Genomic DNA, 18,667 nt, shown 5'->3' with positions numbered 1-18,667 from the left:
GCCTTGCGCCCCTACGACGATTGTCGTCATATACCCAAATCAAATTAATTCCGCCTCTTGAAAAATTTGCCTAACTGTTAATTCCAAACCAGGCAATAGCGGATCTACAATCAGCATATTATCTGTGTAGATAAGACTGGTATCAGGCGAGAAAAATACCCTGACGCTCATAGCTTGCGGATCGACAACCCAAACCCGTGACACTCCTGCTGCAAAATAATCCTGTGCTTTGTCTTCAAATTCCTTCATGGTTTGGCCTGGAGATATAATTTCAATTACCAATTCTGGAGGAACCGGACAAGCTTCATTAAGTTGCCAACTTTTAGGTAAGCGTTCATAGGAAATGTAAGTTAAATCAGGTATAGGTGCCCAATCTTTACCTTTAAACTTTAAGATAATTGCCCACTCTGCAGCAACTCTACCTTTGCCTTTGCACCATGCATAAATCAGGAATAATAAAGCTCTTTGTGAGGCAGAATGAAAGAATTTTGGGGACACTTTAGCTACTGCATAACCATCCACAAACTCATAGTTTACATCCCCTTGTGGCAGGGACAGAAATTCTTGTAGAGTGAGTTTGTTTTCTGCACTTGCCTTAATCATGAGAAATCCACATATAGCAGGGGACTGGGGACTGGGGACACAACGACCGCTCAGTGCATCGCTGGGGACTGGGTTACAAGTCTGATTGTGTCTAGGTTTTATCATCAGTTAATGTCCTAAGCACTTTGGCGGTTGCTATAAATAAATAGCCCTTGGGATTGCTCTAAGCAGGTTGTTCTGGTTCTGTTGTGACATTTTGCCCGATTTTTGGCTCAGTACCTGCAAGCAGCCGCTCAACATTACCGCGATGTCGCCAAATCACGTACAACCCACCGACAACAGCATACAGAATGTAAGGTAAGGGTTGATGGAGAATTACCATGAAAATAGAAACAGCGATCGCACCCGTGATTGAACTTAAAGAAACAATCCGCGATATGGCGATGATAATAGCAAATACACCCAATGTTGCCAATCCTACTTGCCAATTAATCGCCAACAAAGTCCCCAAACCCGTAGCCACAGATTTACCGCCAGTAAACCCCAAAAATATTGATTTACTGTGTCCCAGTACCGCCCCTAACCCAGCTAAAATTACTAACCACGATTGCCATAATTTGACATCTATCGTTGGGGGGATGAAATCTTGGATAGGGGCAAAGTTGAATAACCAATACACAAGGGCGATCGCTAATATTCCCTTCCAGCAATCAATGAATAAAACGAACGCTCCAGGAACTTTACCCAAAGTTCTTAAGACATTGGTTGCGCCTGTGGAACCGGAACCAACTTGGCGAATATCAATACCCTTTAACTGTTTGACAGCGATGTAGCCAGTGGGAAAAGAACCCAGTAGGTACGCTACGACTAAAATTGCTCCGCACAAAGTTAACCAAATAGCCATAAAAATTCAAAAGTCCAAAGTCAACAGTCCAAAGTCAACAGTCAAGAGTCAACAGTCCAAAGTCAACAGTCAAGATCAATGACTTTTGACCCTTGACCCTTGACCTTTGACCCTTGACTCATTTAAAAGTCATCATCATAGTTTCTCATTGTTTTGGGGTCAGGGGCAAAGGCTAACCACAGGGGAAATTGCAACAGTGCTAGACTAATTTGCTCTTCCGAATCGTCAATGATAATCAAAGGTAGTTGATTTGCTTTTACCAAGCGGTCTGCTTTCTGAGCTAAAGCTCCTGCTGCTTCAAATAATACTACTCCCCGGTCTGGTCCGAAATCTGGGCGACCAATCCCCAAGCAGTCTTGCAAACCGCGCCGCCATTCACCCAAACGTTCTGGTGTGCTTGCTAGTACCAGTGTACGCAGGCGATCGCCATACAGCTTGTATAATATAGAAGTCACTGCTGAAGAAATCAGGATATTCTGCAAGCGGCTACCCATTGTCCGTAAAGCACCCCGTCCCCCTTGGCTAAAAAACCAGTTAGAGACTCGTTCTGCGTGGACTGGCTCAAAGGTACGGCGCAATTGCCAAGTAGGTCCATAGTAATCCGGTTGGCTACGGTATTGGTCAATCAGACGGCGAATTTGCTTTGTATTATCTTGAAACTGTTGTGAGGCAAATTGTGGTATGCCTAGTTCAGGTTCAACTGGCTTGACCTCTTTAATAGATGGTCTTTCTCGTTCTTTTACAGGTGGAACCAATTGCAACTGCTCGGCAGCGGCGGCCAAATCTTGTAAACTACCCGTGAGATAGTCTTTAAAACCCTGCACCCGAATAGCCAAATCTTGGGATGTACCCGCGAAAGTGGTTCGCATTTCGTTGCGGATGCGTTCTTGACGGCGTTCAAGTTGTTCTACAGAAATTTGCAGCGTTTGTTTGCGTTGTTCTAACTGCGCCAGCGACTCTTGCACGAATCGTCCTAGGGTCAGTTGGGTTTCACTCAATTGTGCCTGAAGGGTATTATAAGTTGCTTGCAGGTTGGCTATTTCTGTTTTTAGCGCTTCTTTGGTGCTTTGTAACTCTGCTACTTGTTGCGCTGCTTGTGCGTATAGTGAATTATCTTGTGATTCTGCCCTCGGCGTTACAGTTTCTGGTACTAACTGCGTCACCAATTCGCCAGTTGACTCTACTATTGGTTCAGATGTAGTAGTTATTACTACTCGATTAGAGATGGGCTGTTCTAAAGATGCGTCCTCTAGTTTTGTCTCAACTAATAAACTATCCGCTTCTGTTTGCGCCACCGGCTTAACAGACGGGTTTTGTGGAACTTGAGATGAATTACTCTGTTCTTCTATTTGCTCTAACCACTCATCAATTTGTTCTGGGGTTTGAGATTCCTCTGGGTTCATAAATAATAGTGTAATCCCTATGGCGCGAATAAATAGCTTTCAGCAATATACAATTTTCAGTTGTCATTGGTCATTTGTCATTGCTCATTTACCGAAAGCTTGGGTCTAGAGCCGCCGTTTTTCTAGGACGGCTTTTTGGTAAAATAGTGGCAACAGGCAGGGCATTGTCTGTCGTTGCTCAGTGATGTAAGACGGGCTATGCCTGCTATTGCTGTTTGAATCCAGAATCCCTGAACTTTCAGATCAGGGAGTATGTCAACATTGAAACTCCAAACTCCTGTACGGGCGGGTCTATGAAGAATGTAGTCTACCCACAGATTTACTCGTTAAACCCGCCCCTACACACTCCAAACTGCAAACTCCTCACTAAATACGTGGACAACGTTGTTCCAGACAGCTTTGTAAGGTTTTGGGGTCAAATAAAATCGGTAAAAAGTGAATGCTTTTGATTTCTTTGAAGTAAAAGAGTATGGGAATACCATTCCAGAAGATCCGCCAGTTTTGCCATTCCTGATAGGGAAAGCGCCGAATTAATTTTTCGCCTCTATAAATATCTAAGTCGGTGGCGGTAAATTGCAAGCGCAGTGTTACAGCCTGAAACATGAGAAACAAGCCAAACAATCCAATCACACCTCCTACCACTGGTTGAACCAGCAGCAGTGGAATGGAGGCTATGACCAACACTACAGGGATATTGTAACTAGGTTTGAGTTCCACGGTTGATGTGGAATTAGGGGCAAATGAACTGGTCACAGTTTTACATCCTGCTTTATTTAGTAGACAACTAGTAGTCTGTCAATTTTGTTTTGAGGGATTTTTGGTAGTGTGAGCGTCTCGCTCACGCGGGCAAGATGCCCGCACTACAGTCCATCATTTTTATCTTGACAGAGTACTAGGAGATTGCTCTTATTTTAGGATTTGGCAGGAGTTAGGAGTTGGAAGTTGGTGTTCCGAAGGCGAATGTTGGTGTTCCGAAGGCGAATGTTGGTGTTCTGAAGGCGAATGTTGGTGTTCCGAAGGCGAAAGTTCGTGTTCCGAAGGCGAATGTTGGTGTTCCGAAGGCGAATGTTGGTGTTCCGAAGGCGAAAGTTGGTGTTCCGAAGGCGAATGTTGGTGTTCTGAAGGCGAATGTTGGTGTTCCGAAGGCGAATGTTGGTGTTCCGAAGGCGAAAGTTGGTGTTCCGAAGGCGAAAGTTGGTGTTCTGAAGGCGAAAGTTGGTGTTCCGAAGGCGAATGTTAACAATTTTTTTTCAACTCCTGATTCCTGACTCCTGACTCAGCCCTGTTATATCCCCGGTAGGAATGCACCACCGGCACCTTGAAACATTAGCCAAGAAAGAAAAAAGTTAATCACAAATATAATTAGCAAGGCGGTAACAACGGCACTTGTGGTTGATTGTCCCACACCTTTGGCTCCTCCTGTTGTTGTTAAGCCCCAACCGCAACCAATGACGGCGATTAGAACACCAAAGCAAAAGGCTTTAATCATGGCGCTACAAATATCCCAGAAGCCCAGGAAGTTACGGGCTGAGTCAAGAAATGCCGTATCGGCTAGGTTGTATATATTTGTTGCTACTATCAATCCTCCTAACATCCCTGTTACTAAACATAGGAGGGTCAAAATCGGCAGCATTAAGCAGCAAGCCAAGACGCGGGGAATAACTAGGTAATCTATGGGATCGGTTTTTAACATCAACATGGCATCAATTTGTTCTGTTACCCGCATAGTGCCGATTTCCGCTGCAAAGGCGGAACCTACTCGCCCTGCCAAAATCACTGCTGTTAAAACAGGTGTGAGTTCTCTTGTCAAGGCTAGCGCCAGCACGCCGCCGACGATATTTCCTGCTCCAAAGTTGATAAATTCCCGCGCCACTTGAATTGTAAACACCGCGCCGACAAAGACAGCCGTTAATAGGGCAATCAAGAGCGAATCAGGCCCAACTGCTGCCATTTGATCTTTGGTGTTCCGCCAATGGATTTTGCCCCTCAGTAGGTGAACTAGTACTTGCCCACCTAAGAAAATCGCCGCCAGCAACCGCTGACTCCATACTCCGAAACTGGTTTTGAATATAGTCTCGCTCAATGTTCTGCAGCTAACTCGGTAACTGCCTTAAGAATAGCGAAAGTTAATGGTCATTTGTCATTTGTCATTTGTCATTTGACGGTTCGTCTCGTTCCCAGCCTCCAGGCTGGGAATGCAGTCTCATAGGCTCTGCCTCTTGTCAAGCTACTGGAGGCCCTGACTGGTTAAGAGCCTAGAGGCTCTTAACCAGTCAGGGCAAAGGCTGGATCTTAACTTAGTGCTATTCGACTCTGGACTCTTGACCCTGTTAATTTGGATGAAATATTAACTTATTTTAAAAGGACTCTCACAAAATTAAGACCTTTTCCAGCGGTTCTTCATGGGTTAAACAAGGAGCTTATGAGGTGAAAGCTAGACGCTGCAAGGGTTTTGTCTATGTTGTCTCTTGTCCATGCTTACAGCATCTGGTTGAAGTATTTACCGATTTTTTTAATGAAAACTTAAGATTTTTGACATATTGACTATTCCGAAGCAATCACAAGTATTGTAGAAAATGACATCTAGCTTTCCAGCTATTATCCTGTTTACTCACGGAGCTTGCCTGAAATGACTCTTTTTACCAACTTTGTGCGTTCCTTGGTAATCACCATTATTTTTAGCTTTGTCGCCCCTATGTTTCTAGTCGGCGGCTTTTTGCTCTTAATCTCTTGCTTGGGCTACATTCCCTGTTTACAAGCAATGACTGAGGCGATCGCTACTCAGATTATGCATTTTCTTGCCACTTTTGGCAGCGGTACTCCCCTACGCGGCCTCTTGGTAATTAGTTTTACTTGCAGTTTTGTCGGTGCGCTGTTTGATAGTTACGCCTATTACAGGTATCAAATCTTACGGATTGATTCCTAGTAATGAAGATTATGATCTCAGGTGTTTACGGTCTACTAAAGCGATGAAAATCCATCTTTGCAAAACAGCAAGATACTATTAATCCTGACCTATATAGGAATTAGCATTGCTGTGTTTTGCATAATTTTACTTAAAATACAATTTATTATTTAACTAATTTTTGCTCAGTAGTCGTCATTGAATACGAACTATAAACTTTGCTTGTCAAGATTTTGCTTGCCAAGGAGAATTTCCTGAAAACACAAAGCAGACAACAGAGCATGTTTAGCCAATGCTCTGAAGACTCAGTTAGAGTTTTGCATTTTGTTGCGGCGGTGTTTTTTTAGCAATTACTTTGCTATGTGATGAGAATAGCAAATAAACATATACACAAAACCTAAAAAAATAATTAAAATTCATCATAGTGCAATGACTGCTCATTTATATAACGGTTGACAGTTGACGGTTATCTCGCCATCCCCCAAAGGCAATAGCAGTCATTTAAAGGTTTAGCATTTTATATTGAATGTATTATGAGGTTTTATAATTGCTTATGGTTTGGCCTTTTAAGCGGAAGTTTACTAAACAAATTGCTCGCATTGAAATTACTGGTGCGATCGGCAGTGGTACTCGGACACGTGTGTTAGAAGCACTGAAAACTGTAGAGGAAAAAAAGTTTCCCGCTTTGCTGCTACGGATCGATAGTCCTGGGGGTACGGTGGGAGATTCTCAAGAAATCTACAGTGCCCTGAAGCGTTTACGCGAAAAAATCAAAGTTGTCGCTAGTTTTGGTAATATTTCGGCTTCTGGGGGAGTATATATTGGTATGGGAGCCGAACACATCATTGCTAATCCAGGTACAATTACCGGGAGTATTGGTGTAATTTTGCGTGGCAACAACTTAGAGCGCTTGCTAGAAAAAATTGGTGTTTCCTTCAAAGTAATTAAGTCTGGTCCTTACAAAGACATTTTGGCCTTTGACCGGGAACTGACCGAACCGGAACAAGGTATCCTGCAAGAATTGATTGATATAAGTTATCAGCAATTTGTCCAAACGATAGCTGATGCACGTTCTTTGGCTGTAGAAACTGTGAAAACTTTCGCTGATGGTCGGATTTTTACAGGACAGCAAGCCTTAGAATTAGGAATTGTAGACCGTCTGGGAACAGAGGAAGATGCTCGTCGCTGGACAGCAGAATTAGTTGGTCTTGATCCCGAAAAAACACCCTGCTATACACTAGAAGAACCTAAACCTTTATTAAGTCGTATTCTGCCGGGGAGTCGTCAAGTGTCATCAGGACTTGGGGCTGGTATTGATTGGCTAGAATTTGAAATGTCTACCAGTGGTCTACCCCTGTGGTTGTATCGACCTTAGTAGGAGTTATAAGTTAGGAGTTAGGAGTTACAACTTCCGAATGTAACTCCTAAAATTTCATTTTTCTATTTCTATCTATTTCTATTTTATAGGAGGATTTTGGCGTGGAGTGGCAAATGCGGGCTATTCGTGGAGCAACAACCGTTTCCGCAAATACTGTGGAGGCGATACGAGAAGCGGTAACAGAACTGCTAGACGAACTGGAACACCGAAATCAACTCCAGCCAAAGGATATTATTAGTGTAACATTCTCAGTTACACGAGATTTGGATGCTATTTTTCCAGCGGCGATCGCCAGGCCACGTCCTGGTTGGGATAATGTAGCAATGTTGGATGTGCAGCAAATGCACGTTGAGGGTAGTTTACCACGCTGTATTCGGTTTTTAATCCACGTCTACCAGCCGACTTCTGTCCCCCTTTACCATACCTATTTACGTCATGCTGCTAACTTGCGTCCCGACTGGAGTTTTACCGAGTCGTTACCGAAAAACTGGGTCTAGAGCCGCCGTCCTTCTAGGACGGCTTTTCTTCCTGCATTCTATCAATCCAGTCTTCAATCAGTTGAGTCATTGTCTTGCGTTTCTGTTTGGCAACCCTTCTTAATTTTTCAAGCCTTTGGGGGTCAACTCGTACACTCAATCTTTCCTTCATTGTGCTATCCACTGGCTACCCGCTTATGGTATCATGGATGATATGAAAACACTGAAGTTCAAGCTATACAGCCATAAAAGAAATAGACACCTTAAGCGCACAATTAACGCTGCTGGGGTGATTTATAACCATTGCATTGCCCTACATAAGCGGTACTACCAGATGTTTGGCAAGCATTTGAATTGTGCAAAACTTGGCTAACGCCACGCTACGCGAACAGTCACATATTGCCAAGTGAAGGAAGCGTAATTCTTTCTGGCAGTCGGTAGGTTCTCAAGCAGTCCAAGATATTTGTCAACGCATCGAGAAAGTCTACCAATTATTCTTTAAACACAACAAGAAAGGAGTTAGACCACCGGGGTTTAAGAAGGTTAAAAAGTACAAATCTTTCACCCTTAAGCAAGCAGGTTATAAGTTTTTAGGTGGGAACCGAGTAAAAATTGGTAGTCGAATATATCAATTTTGTCAATCCAGAGAGATTGAGGGAACAGTCAAAACTCTAACTATTAAACGCAATCCATTGGGTGAATTGTTTATGGTTTTGGTTGTTGACGATGGTAGCAATCCAGAAGTTGAAATCAAGACAGGTAAAATCGCTGGTTTTGACTTTGGATTAAAGACATTTCTCACCTGCTCGGATGGTACTAAAATTGAGTCTCCCCAGTTTTTCAAGCTGTCTATAAACGCCATTAAAAAAGCAAGTAAGCAACACTCTAAAAAGCTTAAAGGCTCGTCCAATAGAGAACGAGCAAGGAAGAACTTAGTACGCAAGCATGAGGATGTTTCCAATCGTCGGCGTGACTGGTTCTGGAAGTTAGCCCATGAATTGACGTTAAAGTTTGATGTTCTCTGTTTTGAGACTTTAAACCTCAAGGGAATGCAACGACTTTGGGGGAGAAAAATATCAGACTTGTCCTTTGGTGAGTTTCTGCAAATCCTAGAATGGGTTGCCAAAAAGAAACATAAACAAATAGTATTTGTGGAGCAGTGGTATCCATCCACTAAAACCTGTTCTCACTGTGGGCATATTCTAGAAAAAATTGATTTGTCGGTTAGAGAATGGCGTTGTCCATCCTGTCAGTCGGTGAATGGTAGGGATGAGAACGCCGCACGTAATATTCAAATGGTTGGGGCATCAACCATCGGGTTAGGTGATGTAAGTCAGGCTACGCCTGCAATTGCCGTTTGAGCCTAGAATCCCCACCCTTCAAGGGTGGGGAGTATGTCAAAAGCATCACAACAAGTAATTGAGTCAAAAGTTTAAAAGTCGCTATCTTAAGACTAAATCCCTATGCCAGATTTACTTGAAAGAATTACAGTTAATCCAAAACAGTGTGGCGGTCGTCCCTGTATCCGGGGTATGAGAATTCGTGTATCAGATGTGCTGGACTTGTTTGCAGCAGGACTGAGTGCTGAACAAATTCTTGAAGAGATTCCCGATTTGGAAATGGATGATCTCAAAGCAGCACTTCTGTACGCCTCACGTAAACTAAATCATCCGGTTTTGGTAGCGTGATCATCTGGGTAGATGCACACCTATCTCCTGCTATTGCTGTCTGGATTAATCTTTTACGAACAGGGGAGACTTTAGTAGAGATTAGAGGAGATTAGCGCATTTTTCAGTAACAGTGCCAGCATTTTAGATTGATCATCGAAAATCGTCTATTCTTGATGCTGATGAAAGCGAATCCCTAAAAAGATGTCGTAGACGAACTCAAAGAAATCTTTTTTCTGCAATAACCCTGAAGTTTGATAACAGCCTTTCTCATCTAACAGGGGTTTCATTAGATAGTAAGTGGGCTGGTAATTATACCAGGGAATAGAAGGCCACAAATGATGAATTAGGTGGTAATTCTGCCCCAAAATCAGGATATTGAGAATTTTACCGGGATAAACACGCGCATTTTTCCAGCGATCGCGCTCTACAAAAGGACGATGGGGCAAATAATCGAAAAATAATCCCAGTGCTATGCCTACTATAAACGCCGGGATGAACCAAAAATTGAGAATGTATCCCAAAAAGTGGTACTGAACGGAAATATAAACAATTGAACCAATAATCAAGCGGCTGATGAACCATTCTAGTAGCTCATATTTACGCCACAGTCGCCGTTGAAAGAAAAATACCTCATGGTACAAAAACCGCACCGCAATTAGCCACAATGGACCACCAGTTGACACATAATGATCTGGGTCATCTTTGGGATGATTGACATGGGCGTGATGCTGTAAATGCACCCGTGTAAATACTGGAAAGGCAAAAGCTAATATCAAGGCGCTGCCATGACCTAACATGGCATTTATTACCCGATTGCGATGGGCAGATTGATGACAGGCATCATGAATTACTGTCCCAGAACAATGTAAAGCTAGAGTATTTACACTAAAGCATAGCCAGTGCGGCCATTCCCACATCCAGTAACCAAAATTAGATAACACCAGCATCGCCACAACTGTTAAAAACAGGAGCAGGGTGGGGTTGAAATCACCAGGAGGCGCTAAAAATTCCTTGGGTGGGATAGTCAGTTGCTTGGGTGCCTCCGACGTGAGCATTCTCAACTCCTTTTTTACCAATGATTACGAATATACGACAAAGATTAGGAAAGAGTAAACTTTTGTAAATTTTTGTATAGCAAGATTTATTAGCATTTTTGCTTTTGGGCAGTGGAATAACGGTATGATGCCAGGGGATTGGGCATTGGACATTGGGCATTGGGAAAATCATTTCCCCAGTCCCCAGTCCCCAGTCCCCAGTCCCCAGTCCCCAGTCCCCAGTCCCCAGTCCCGCACTCCAGGTAAACTACTTCAAATATTTGTATATCAGTGACAGAAAAATAAATGCCCCTTAAACTACGATGATTCCCTAGATAGCTCCCTAGAATCAGCCCCTATGCAATTAAGAGATTCTCTACGCCGGACAAAAATTGTCGCTACTATAGGTCCAGCCACTAGCAGCCCAGAAATGCTAAAGGCAATTATTGAAGCGGGTGCAACAACCCTGCGGCTCAACTTCTCCCACGGCTCTCATGCTGACCATCAACGTAATATCCGCTTGATTCGGCAAACCGCCTTTGAACTAAATCAGCCAGTGGCTATTCTCCAAGACTTGCAAGGTCCGAAAATTCGCTTGGGGAAGTTTGAAAATGGGTCGATAGTTTTGGCAAAAGGCGATCGCTTCACCTTGACAAATCGCCCAATTGTCGGTACACAGGAAATTAGTTGTGTCACCTACGATTATTTAGCCCAAGAAGTCCCCGTTGGCGCCAAAATCCTCCTTGATGATGGACGAGTAGAAATGGTGGTGGAGGATATTAACCGTGATAAAGGTGATTTGAATTGTCGCATTACAGTTGCAGGTAAACTTTCCAACAATAAAGGCGTAAACTTCCCTGGAGTTTACCTATCGATTAAAGCCATGACGGACAAAGACCGCGAGGATCTGATGTTCGGTCTAGATCAGGGCGTGGACTGGGTAGCGCTTTCCTTTGTCCGCAACCCCCAGGATATGATAGAAATTAAAGAACTAATTTCCAGCACAGGCAAGAATGTGCCAGTAGTTGCCAAAATTGAAAAGCATGAAGCCATTGAACAAATGGAAGCAGTTCTGGCTTTATGTGATGGCGTAATGGTTGCTAGAGGTGACTTGGGTGTGGAACTCCCAGCGGAGGATGTTCCCGTACTGCAAAAGCGGCTGATTGCGACAGCAAATCGCTTGGGGATTCCCATCATCACCGCTACCCAAATGTTAGACAGCATGGTGAGCAACCCCCGTCCCACTCGCGCCGAAGTGTCGGATGTGGCAAACGCAATTTTAGATGGCACGGATGCGGTGATGCTCTCCAATGAAACCGCTGTTGGTAGCTACCCAGTGGAAGCTGTAGCAACAATGGCACGAATTGCCGAGCGGATTGAGCAAGAGGAGGTGGAAAATTCAAAAGTACGTCAGTTGAGAGATACGCGGCGTTCCATTCCTAACGCCATCAGTCAAGCTGTGGGTCAAATTGCCGAGCAATTGGGGGCTGCAGCAATTATGACTTTAACCCAGACTGGGGCAACAGCGCGTAATGTTTCCAAATTCCGTCCGAATACACCTATTTTGGCAATCACGCCCCATGTGAATGTAGCGCGACAGTTACAGATGGTGTGGGGAGTAAAACCGCTATTGGTGCTAGAATTACCTTCTACAGGTAAGACTTTTCAAGCGGCGATAAATGTCGCTCAGGAAAATCATCTCCTAACGGAGGGGGATTTGGTAGTGATGACCGCTGGTACTCTCCAGGGGGTTTCTGGATCAACAGATTTGATTAAAGTCGAAGTAGTAACTGCAGTTCTCGGTCACGGAATTGGACTGGGACAAGGTGTGGTGAGTGGTCGCGCCAGGGTAGTTAACACTGGTATGGAAGCCAGTAACTTTAATCCTGGCGATATTTTGGTCGCCACCCACACCAGTGCTGATTTTGTCGAGGCGATTCGCAAAGCAGGCGGTATTATTACAGAAGATGAAAGTCTTACAAGTCACGCTGCGGTCATTGGCTTGCGTCTGGGTGTGCCGGTGATTGTCGGTGTCAAGAAGGCGACGCAAGTGATTCGCGATGGCGCAATTTTAACCCTAGATACGCAACGGGGTTTGGTTTACTCCGGCGCTGTGGGGACTTAAATTTAGGACTTACGCACTTGTGATGAAAAATCAGCCTTTGCGATTACGTCGCAGCGCACCCTTCCCTACGGGACGCTTCACTAGCTTGCTTCTCCTCTGGACTGCAGGTTCCGCCTTAGCGGTACGTAATGACATAAAATCCTAGTTCGTGCGTAAATCCTAAAAATATTCATAGGACTAGTAGTCCACCACACAAACTTTGCTGGGTGAAGGAATCAACCACGTTCCCTACGGGACGCTATGCGTAAGCGGAGCCTAAGAAGAGAAGACAAGGGATGCAATACTGCGTAGGATTTGCAGGGGAGGCAGGGGAAGCAGGGGAGGCAAAACTCAACGCCAGCCTCCATTTCTTCCCCTGCTCCAAGAGCTTGCCTCAACCAAGAAATTCCAAAACCTACGCAGTATTGAGAAGGGATGGGTTTTTCAGAGGAGAAAATCTGCTTTACCTGGTAAAGTTACTTTGGTGGACTACTAGCCCTTTCAAGGTGGGTAAAAATTTTCCTCAAAAAATCCATTTTTCATCTCTTATCTCTGTGTTACTTGTGTCTCCGGGGAAATTATGACTAAACAAAAAATTCTCCAAGAAGGACAATCTTATACTTTTCGCTCTTATTTTGAATTACCTTATGATCCAGAAGAAATATTAGCCGAATTAGGTTACTCCTTTACTAAAAAATCTCTTACTTTACCTCACACATCCAACCAGTTAGAAAACATCACGGCGCTCAAAAATAAAATTACATCTTTTTTACCCTTGGTAAGTTTAAACAATGAAACTGCAAGACGGGAGACCTTAGTTTCACCTCTATTGTTAGAAGTGATTACCCATTGTCAATGTCAGTTAAAAATTGAATATGCAGTTAATGTCAATAATTGGTTAAAAGGAAATCTTGATTATTTATTACGTTCTCACCAAAGTTTATTAGTAATTGAGGCTAAAAATGATGATTTAACCAGAGGATTTACACAACTGGCTATCGAGTTAATAGCTTTATCGGAGATTGAAGAAAATAAATCAGTTTTTTATGGGGCTGTAACTACTGGAGAAATTTGGCGATTTGGTAAATTACAAGTTGATAAAAGACAAATTACTCAAGATCTGACTCTTTTTACAATACCAGATGATATTGAAGACATTGGTCACATATTAGTGGGAATTTTGGAAACAGAATGAAAGTCGGAATAAAAGATCAGCAATCGCTTTGGTTTTCTAAGCAGGTGCTAACCCGGCAGAATCAGTTAGGTGTTACTATAAGCTCCAATTAGTGAAAATTAGGCGAAACATTCAGCAGGGGCAAAGCCTGCATTTGCAGGCTTTGTCTGTATAACCTCAAGTTGATAGTGTCAGGGAAATTAGTAAATTTACCATTGAAACCACAACCCTAAAACTGCTGTAAAAACCGCAAATCGCTGGTGTACAAGCGGCGGATATCATCCATTTGGTGTAGCACCATAGCAAAACGTTCTACACCAAAACCGGCAGCAAAGCCCGAATAAATTTCTGGGTCATAACCCACAGATTTAAGGACATTTGGATCGACCATACCGCAGCCCATAACCTCCAGCCAGCGACCATTCCACTGCAAATCGACTTCAGCGGAGGGTTCGGTAAAGGGGAAATAACTAGCACGGAAGCGAATTGGTAAATCACCAAATATTGCTTGCAAAAATACCTTAATAGTGCCCTTGAGGTCTGTAAAAGTCAGTCCCTCATCAATTGCTAAAAGTTCGATTTGATGGAAAACCGCTGAGTGTGTCGCATCTACATTATCTCGGCGATAGACTCGCCCGGGAGCGACGACCCGGATGGGTGGTTCCTCAGATTCCATGTAACGAATTTGCACTGAGGAGGTATGAGTACGGAGAAGATTACCGTCTGGGAGGTAGAAAGTATCCTGCATATCACGGGCGGGGTGGTCAGGGGGGGTATTGAGAGCCTCAAAATTGTAGTAATCTGTTTCCATTTCTGGACCCTGAGCCACGGTGTAGCCCATACCGACAAAAATATCTAACGCCTGATCAATAATGCCATTGAGAGGATGAATACGACCTTGGGGGCGGTAAATTCCTGGCATTGTCACATCGAGAGTTTCCGCCTCTAGCTGTGCCTGAATTTGAGCAGATTCCAGGGCGGTACGTTGCTGGTCTAGACTCGTTTGCAGGGATTCTTTAACGGTATTGGCGATCGCCCCAATTACCGGTCTTTCCTCGGCGCTCATCTGACCCATACTCCGCAACAGCGCCCCCAGTTGCCCTTTTTTACCCAAATAGCTGACCCTGAGTTCTTCTAGGCGTTCTAGGGTATCAGCGGCGGCGATCGCTTTTTCTCCTTCCAGTCGCAATGCTAAAAGTTGAGCCTCTAAATTGTTTGTCATTAGTCAGTTGTCATTAGTCAGTTGTCATTAGTCAGTGGTCAGTTGTCTGTTGTCAGTGGTCAGTGGCAAAACATCAATAACAACCGTGTCCGGACAATTAACCTTAGCAATGTGCCATTAATTGAGTCAACGGCACAAAAAATTCCAGCCATACCTCTGTTTACCAGTTTAGAGGGGATTTGGTGTTAATGTGTGTTTTTGTTTTCATGCTTGTGACCCCTGACATTGACAAATGAGGTAACAACACATAACTAATTATTAATAAGCTGTTCTAGATAAAACTTGCATACAGGCTGATAACTATTGACCAAGCCAATTTTAGATTTTAGATTTTAGATTGTTTCGGTTCAAGCCCCGCCCCTTGTGGGCAGAACAAATCCAAAATCCCAAATCCCAAATCCAAAATCGTTTGACCACCGACAACTAAATTATGAAATTACTTATTAGCAATGATGACGGAATTTCTGCCTTGGGTATCCGTACCTTAGCCAACTGCTTGGCAGAAGCTGGTCATGATGTATCTGTAGTTTGCCCTGATCGGGAGCGATCGGCAACGGGACATGGATTAACCTTGCACCAACCGATTCGCGCCGAAATTGTGGAGACAATTTTTCATCCTGCAGTCCATGCTTGGGCTTGTGATGGTACGCCTTCCGATTGTGTGAAATTGGCACTGTGGGCTTTATTAGATTCTCCGCCAGACTTAGTGCTTTCTGGCATTAATCACGGTGCCAATTTGGGCACCGAAATCCTCTATTCCGGGACTGTTTCGGCGGCTATGGAGGGCGTCATGGAAGGCATTCCTGGCATAGCACTGAGTCTTAATAGTTCTACCTCCAAAGACTTTCAACCTGGGGCTAACTTTGCCAAACAGCTAGTAGACCAATTGGCGGCGCAACCCTTACCAGAGTTGATGTTGCTCAACGTCAATATTCCTGCAGTCAAACAAGAAGAAATTGCTGGAGTCACCCTTACCCGCCAGGGAGTGCGGCGCTACGTTGATATTTTTGACAAGCGAGTCGATCCTCGGGGCAGAATTTATTATTGGCTAACCGGGGAAGTTTTAGAGGAAGTAGAACCAACAGCAGGCTTAAATCTACCTCAAGACGTACCGATAGATGTCCATGTTATCCGTGATAACTACATTAGTATTACGCCATTGCAATACAATCTTACTTACGCAACTGGACTGAATCAATTATCCAAGTGGGAATTCAAATTTGGCTGAAAATTTGCTCTACAGAAAAACCCCAGGAGTAGGTAAAATGCATCACAGTTAAATTTAGGCTATAAAGTAGGAGCTATTGAGATATCACTGATACTTATAGTTCTGAAAAATTAGGCTTTACTTAGCTTTATCTGAATCAGATTTACCAAATCAGGCTGAAACAGAGTATGCTGTTTTACCAAGAAATTGCCATCTACCAAAAACAGTAAGACAGCATAAACTGAACAAAATAAGTAACAATTTTTTGATTGATCGCCCGCTCAGTCCAGCAAACAACACCCATGTCTAGGATAGAGAATCAATTTACCGTGCAATTTTGGGGCGTTCGGGGTAGCATCCCCAGTCCAGGGCCACAAACCGTTCGATATGGCGGTAATACCCCTTGCATTGAGATGCAAGCGGGCGATAAACGCTTGATTTTTGATGGTGGTACAGGACTGCATGTTTTGGGGCAATCATTATTGCCCCAAATGCCCCTAGAAGCTCATATGTTCTTTACGCATTCTCACTGGGATCACATGCAGGGGTTTCCCTTCTTTAACCCAGGATTTATCAAGGGGAACCACTTTCATATATACGGGGCGATCGCTCCCGATGGTTCGACAATTGAACAGCGCCTCAATGACCAAATGCTGCACCCAAATTTCCCCGTACCCTTGCAAATCATGCAAGCAGATATGAATTTCTACAATATCGTACCGGGGGAACCAATCCACATCGATGAGGTGACTTTAGAGACAGCACCCCTAAACCATCCAGGGGAAGCTGTAGGATACCGAGTCAACTGGCGTGGCGGTGCGGCTGTGTATATTACAGATACTGAACATTTTCCTGACAGACTAGATGAAAATGTTTTGTGGTTATCTCGTAACGCTGACATCTTGATCTATGATTCCACTTATTCTGATGAAGAATACTATTCGCCAAGATCGCCAAAAATTGGCTGGGGACACTCCACTTGGCAAGAAGGTGTGAAAATCGCCAAAGCTGCTAACGTCAAGACTTTAGTAATTTTTCACCATGACCCCGCCCACAATGATGATTTTTTGGATCGGGTCGGGGAAGAAGCATTTGAAAAATTTTCTGGTGCAATCATGGCACGAGAAGGATTGATACTGGAGGTGCCTATTTCAGTTCCCTTATCGCCATCTTTTCCTGTCAGCAAATTTTCTATTTAAAGGTTGCAAACGGAGCGTTGTTAGATTTTAGATTAGATTGGTGATTAGAAGCTCTCAGCCAGAGAGCGTACCTGTGAAGGACGCCACGAAAACTGGAGGATATCCTTTCTAGTGTCACCAAAGGAGCTTAAACGCCCCCAGAGAATCTCTGTTAGGGCTGAATGCTCCGGTTTGCACTTGGTGGAGTCTCCACCAAGGGTGTTCTCCTAAGCGGTTACTCATAATGTAGTAGCTGACGACTGATAGCTAAATAAACCTAAAATCCCAGAATCCACGTGTTAAATTTGTCTCAAAATGGGTGTACTGTGTGGGTTGCTTCTTCGACTAAATTGGTTCTAACACCGACGGCTGTGGCTCTTGGCAAATTTGATGGTGTGCATCTTGGTCATCAAAGGGTAATTCAGCCAGTGTTGCTCTTAGCTAGAAAAGAGAGGGCGCGGAGGGGAGAGGGGGAGAATTTGCCAGAATGCTCACCCCACAACCCTACCACCTCAGCATCATCACAGAAACATATTTACTCGACGGTTGTGACTTTTCATCCCCATCCATTAGAATTTTTTACAGGGCAACCCCGTGCTTTGTTAACGCCATTGGATGAAAAAGTCGAACAATTGCGATCGCTTGGCATAGAACAACTGGTACTGCTACCCTTCGATAAAGAATTATCTAATTTGCCTCCTGAAGAATTTGTAGAAAAAATTCTGGTACAACAGCTACAATGTCAGCAAATTAGCGTTGGGCAAGATTTTTGTTTTGGCAAACAGCGCAGTGGTACTGCAGATGATTTGCAATTGCTCGCTGCCAAGTACAATATCCCCGTTACTATCGTGCCCTTAGAAACATCAAAAGACAATGACAACATACCTGTAGAGAGCAGTTGTGCTACCCTTCCTCCCACCCAAGAGCCACCCATTAGCACTTCATTGATTCGCCACGCCCTAGACAGTGGCGACATCAAAAATGCAAATCTACTATTAGGACGCCCCTACACTCTCTACGGTGTCGTCGTTCAAGGTCAACAACTTGGCAGAACCATTGGCTTTCCCACCGCTAACCTCCAACTACCATCTGACAAGTTTTTGCCCCGCGAAGGTGTTTATGCTGTCCGTATTTTTACGTTATATGAAACATTAAACGCTACTACTTCTCCTGTCCACTTAGGAGTGATGAATATAGGGAACCGCCCAACAGTAAATGGTGCAGATAAATCTGTGGAAGTACATTTATTCGATTGGACTGGCGATTTATACAGCACAAGATTGGCTGTGCAGCTAGTAGAATTTTTGCGCCCTGAACAAAAATTTCCTTCCCTAGAAGCCCTGAAAACACAAATTCAACTTGACTGCACTATTGCTAGACAAGTTTTGAGTCAGGAGTGCTGAATGATGCGTTCTGAGTTCTGAGTGGGAATACTGTTAATACGGGACTGGGGAATGGGGACTGGGGAG

At 43.9% G+C, this 18,667-nt stretch carries 18 protein-coding genes and 1 pseudogene; 12 read left to right on the top strand and 7 right to left on the bottom strand.

Going from position 1 to position 18,667, the window contains the following annotated elements:
- Positions 1-39: 39 nt before the first annotated feature.
- The 4 genes from HEQ19_26970 to HEQ19_26955 form a co-directional block, all read right to left on the bottom strand.
- The gene (locus tag HEQ19_26970) at positions 40-708 is read right to left on the bottom strand and encodes a Uma2 family endonuclease (protein ID WYM03647.2); all 669 of its coding nucleotides are present in this window, start codon (positions 706-708) and stop codon (positions 40-42) included.
- 58 nt (positions 709-766) lie between these two features.
- Positions 767-1,447 carry a glycerol-3-phosphate 1-O-acyltransferase PlsY gene (gene plsY / locus HEQ19_26965; protein ID WYM02572.1) on the bottom strand — a complete coding sequence of 227 codons (681 nt, stop codon included), beginning with the start codon at positions 1,445-1,447 and terminating at the stop codon, positions 767-769.
- 122 nt (positions 1,448-1,569) lie between these two features.
- Positions 1,570-2,850 carry a DUF3086 domain-containing protein gene (locus tag HEQ19_26960; protein WYM02571.1) on the bottom strand — a complete coding sequence of 427 codons (1,281 nt, stop codon included), beginning with the start codon at positions 2,848-2,850 and terminating at the stop codon, positions 1,570-1,572.
- A 366-nt stretch (positions 2,851-3,216) separates the two neighbouring features.
- Positions 3,217-3,603: a DUF3119 family protein gene (locus HEQ19_26955; protein WYM02570.1), complete on the bottom strand. Its 387-nt coding sequence runs from the start codon at positions 3,601-3,603 to the stop codon at positions 3,217-3,219.
- Between the two features lie 182 nt (positions 3,604-3,785).
- Here HEQ19_26955 and HEQ19_26950 point away from each other — a divergent pair, with 182 nt between their 5' ends.
- The gene (locus tag HEQ19_26950; protein WYM02569.1) at positions 3,786-4,118 is read left to right on the top strand and encodes a hypothetical protein; all 333 of its coding nucleotides are present in this window, start codon (positions 3,786-3,788) and stop codon (positions 4,116-4,118) included.
- 17 nt (positions 4,119-4,135) lie between these two features.
- Here HEQ19_26950 and HEQ19_26945 read toward each other — a convergent pair whose 3' ends face one another.
- Positions 4,136-4,933 (bottom strand): MlaE family lipid ABC transporter permease subunit, encoded by a 798-nt coding sequence (locus HEQ19_26945; GenBank protein WYM02568.1) that lies wholly within the window; start codon positions 4,931-4,933, stop codon positions 4,136-4,138.
- Positions 4,934-5,479: 546 nt separating this feature from the next.
- Here HEQ19_26945 and HEQ19_26940 point away from each other — a divergent pair.
- From HEQ19_26940 to HEQ19_26920, 5 genes and pseudogenes are all read left to right on the top strand, one after another.
- On the top strand, positions 5,480-5,776 hold the full coding sequence (locus tag HEQ19_26940) for a hypothetical protein (protein ID WYM02567.1): 297 nt from the start codon (positions 5,480-5,482) through the stop codon (positions 5,774-5,776).
- 532 nt (positions 5,777-6,308) lie between these two features.
- The gene (gene sppA, locus HEQ19_26935) at positions 6,309-7,130 is read left to right on the top strand and encodes a signal peptide peptidase SppA (protein WYM02566.1); all 822 of its coding nucleotides are present in this window, start codon (positions 6,309-6,311) and stop codon (positions 7,128-7,130) included.
- Between the two features lie 104 nt (positions 7,131-7,234).
- The gene (aroH, locus tag HEQ19_26930) at positions 7,235-7,630 is read left to right on the top strand and encodes a chorismate mutase (GenBank protein WYM02565.1); all 396 of its coding nucleotides are present in this window, start codon (positions 7,235-7,237) and stop codon (positions 7,628-7,630) included.
- A 193-nt stretch (positions 7,631-7,823) separates the two neighbouring features.
- Positions 7,824-8,970: pseudogene (locus HEQ19_26925) on the top strand (transposase).
- Between the two features lie 102 nt (positions 8,971-9,072).
- Positions 9,073-9,297 carry a DUF433 domain-containing protein gene (locus tag HEQ19_26920; GenBank protein ID WYM02564.1) on the top strand — a complete coding sequence of 75 codons (225 nt, stop codon included), beginning with the start codon at positions 9,073-9,075 and terminating at the stop codon, positions 9,295-9,297.
- A 146-nt stretch (positions 9,298-9,443) separates the two neighbouring features.
- Here HEQ19_26920 and crtR read toward each other — a convergent pair whose 3' ends face one another.
- Positions 9,444-10,334, bottom strand: a complete 891-nt coding sequence (gene crtR / locus HEQ19_26915; GenBank protein ID WYM02563.1) for a beta-carotene hydroxylase — start codon at positions 10,332-10,334, stop codon at positions 9,444-9,446.
- Positions 10,335-10,671: 337 nt separating this feature from the next.
- On the opposite strand from crtR, the gene pyk reads away from it, so the two are divergent.
- Complete coding sequence (gene pyk / locus HEQ19_26910) at positions 10,672-12,438, top strand: pyruvate kinase (GenBank protein WYM02562.1); 1,767 nt, start codon at positions 10,672-10,674, stop codon at positions 12,436-12,438.
- Between the two features lie 559 nt (positions 12,439-12,997).
- On the top strand, positions 12,998-13,612 hold the full coding sequence (locus tag HEQ19_26905; protein ID WYM02561.1) for a hypothetical protein: 615 nt from the start codon (positions 12,998-13,000) through the stop codon (positions 13,610-13,612).
- A 208-nt stretch (positions 13,613-13,820) separates the two neighbouring features.
- On the opposite strand, the gene pheS is transcribed toward HEQ19_26905, so the two are convergent.
- Positions 13,821-14,813 carry a phenylalanine--tRNA ligase subunit alpha gene (gene pheS, locus HEQ19_26900; protein ID WYM02560.1) on the bottom strand — a complete coding sequence of 331 codons (993 nt, stop codon included), beginning with the start codon at positions 14,811-14,813 and terminating at the stop codon, positions 13,821-13,823.
- 21 nt (positions 14,814-14,834) lie between these two features.
- Here pheS and HEQ19_26895 point away from each other — a divergent pair, with 21 nt between their 5' ends.
- The 4 genes from HEQ19_26895 (at position 14,835) to HEQ19_26880 (ending at position 18,601) form a co-directional block, all read left to right on the top strand.
- The gene (locus HEQ19_26895; protein ID WYM02559.1) at positions 14,835-15,002 is read left to right on the top strand and encodes a hypothetical protein; all 168 of its coding nucleotides are present in this window, start codon (positions 14,835-14,837) and stop codon (positions 15,000-15,002) included.
- Between the two features lie 241 nt (positions 15,003-15,243).
- Positions 15,244-16,041 carry a 5'/3'-nucleotidase SurE gene (gene surE / locus HEQ19_26890; GenBank protein WYM02558.1) on the top strand — a complete coding sequence of 266 codons (798 nt, stop codon included), beginning with the start codon at positions 15,244-15,246 and terminating at the stop codon, positions 16,039-16,041.
- 281 nt (positions 16,042-16,322) lie between these two features.
- Positions 16,323-17,219 (top strand): MBL fold metallo-hydrolase, encoded by an 897-nt coding sequence (locus tag HEQ19_26885; GenBank protein WYM02557.1) that lies wholly within the window; start codon positions 16,323-16,325, stop codon positions 17,217-17,219.
- Between the two features lie 275 nt (positions 17,220-17,494).
- Entirely contained in the window at positions 17,495-18,601 is a 1,107-nt protein-coding gene (locus HEQ19_26880) for a bifunctional riboflavin kinase/FAD synthetase (GenBank protein ID WYM02556.1), read from the top strand.
- The last annotated feature ends 66 nt before the right edge of the window (positions 18,602-18,667 follow it).

The sequence above is a fragment of the Gloeotrichia echinulata CP02 genome (assembly GCA_038087035.1).
In the GTDB taxonomy this organism is placed as follows: Bacteria; Cyanobacteriota; Cyanobacteriia; order Cyanobacteriales; family Nostocaceae; genus Gloeotrichia; species Gloeotrichia echinulata.
Note: the sequence above shows the minus strand (reverse complement) of the source record. Positions and strands in the feature narration are given on the sequence as shown.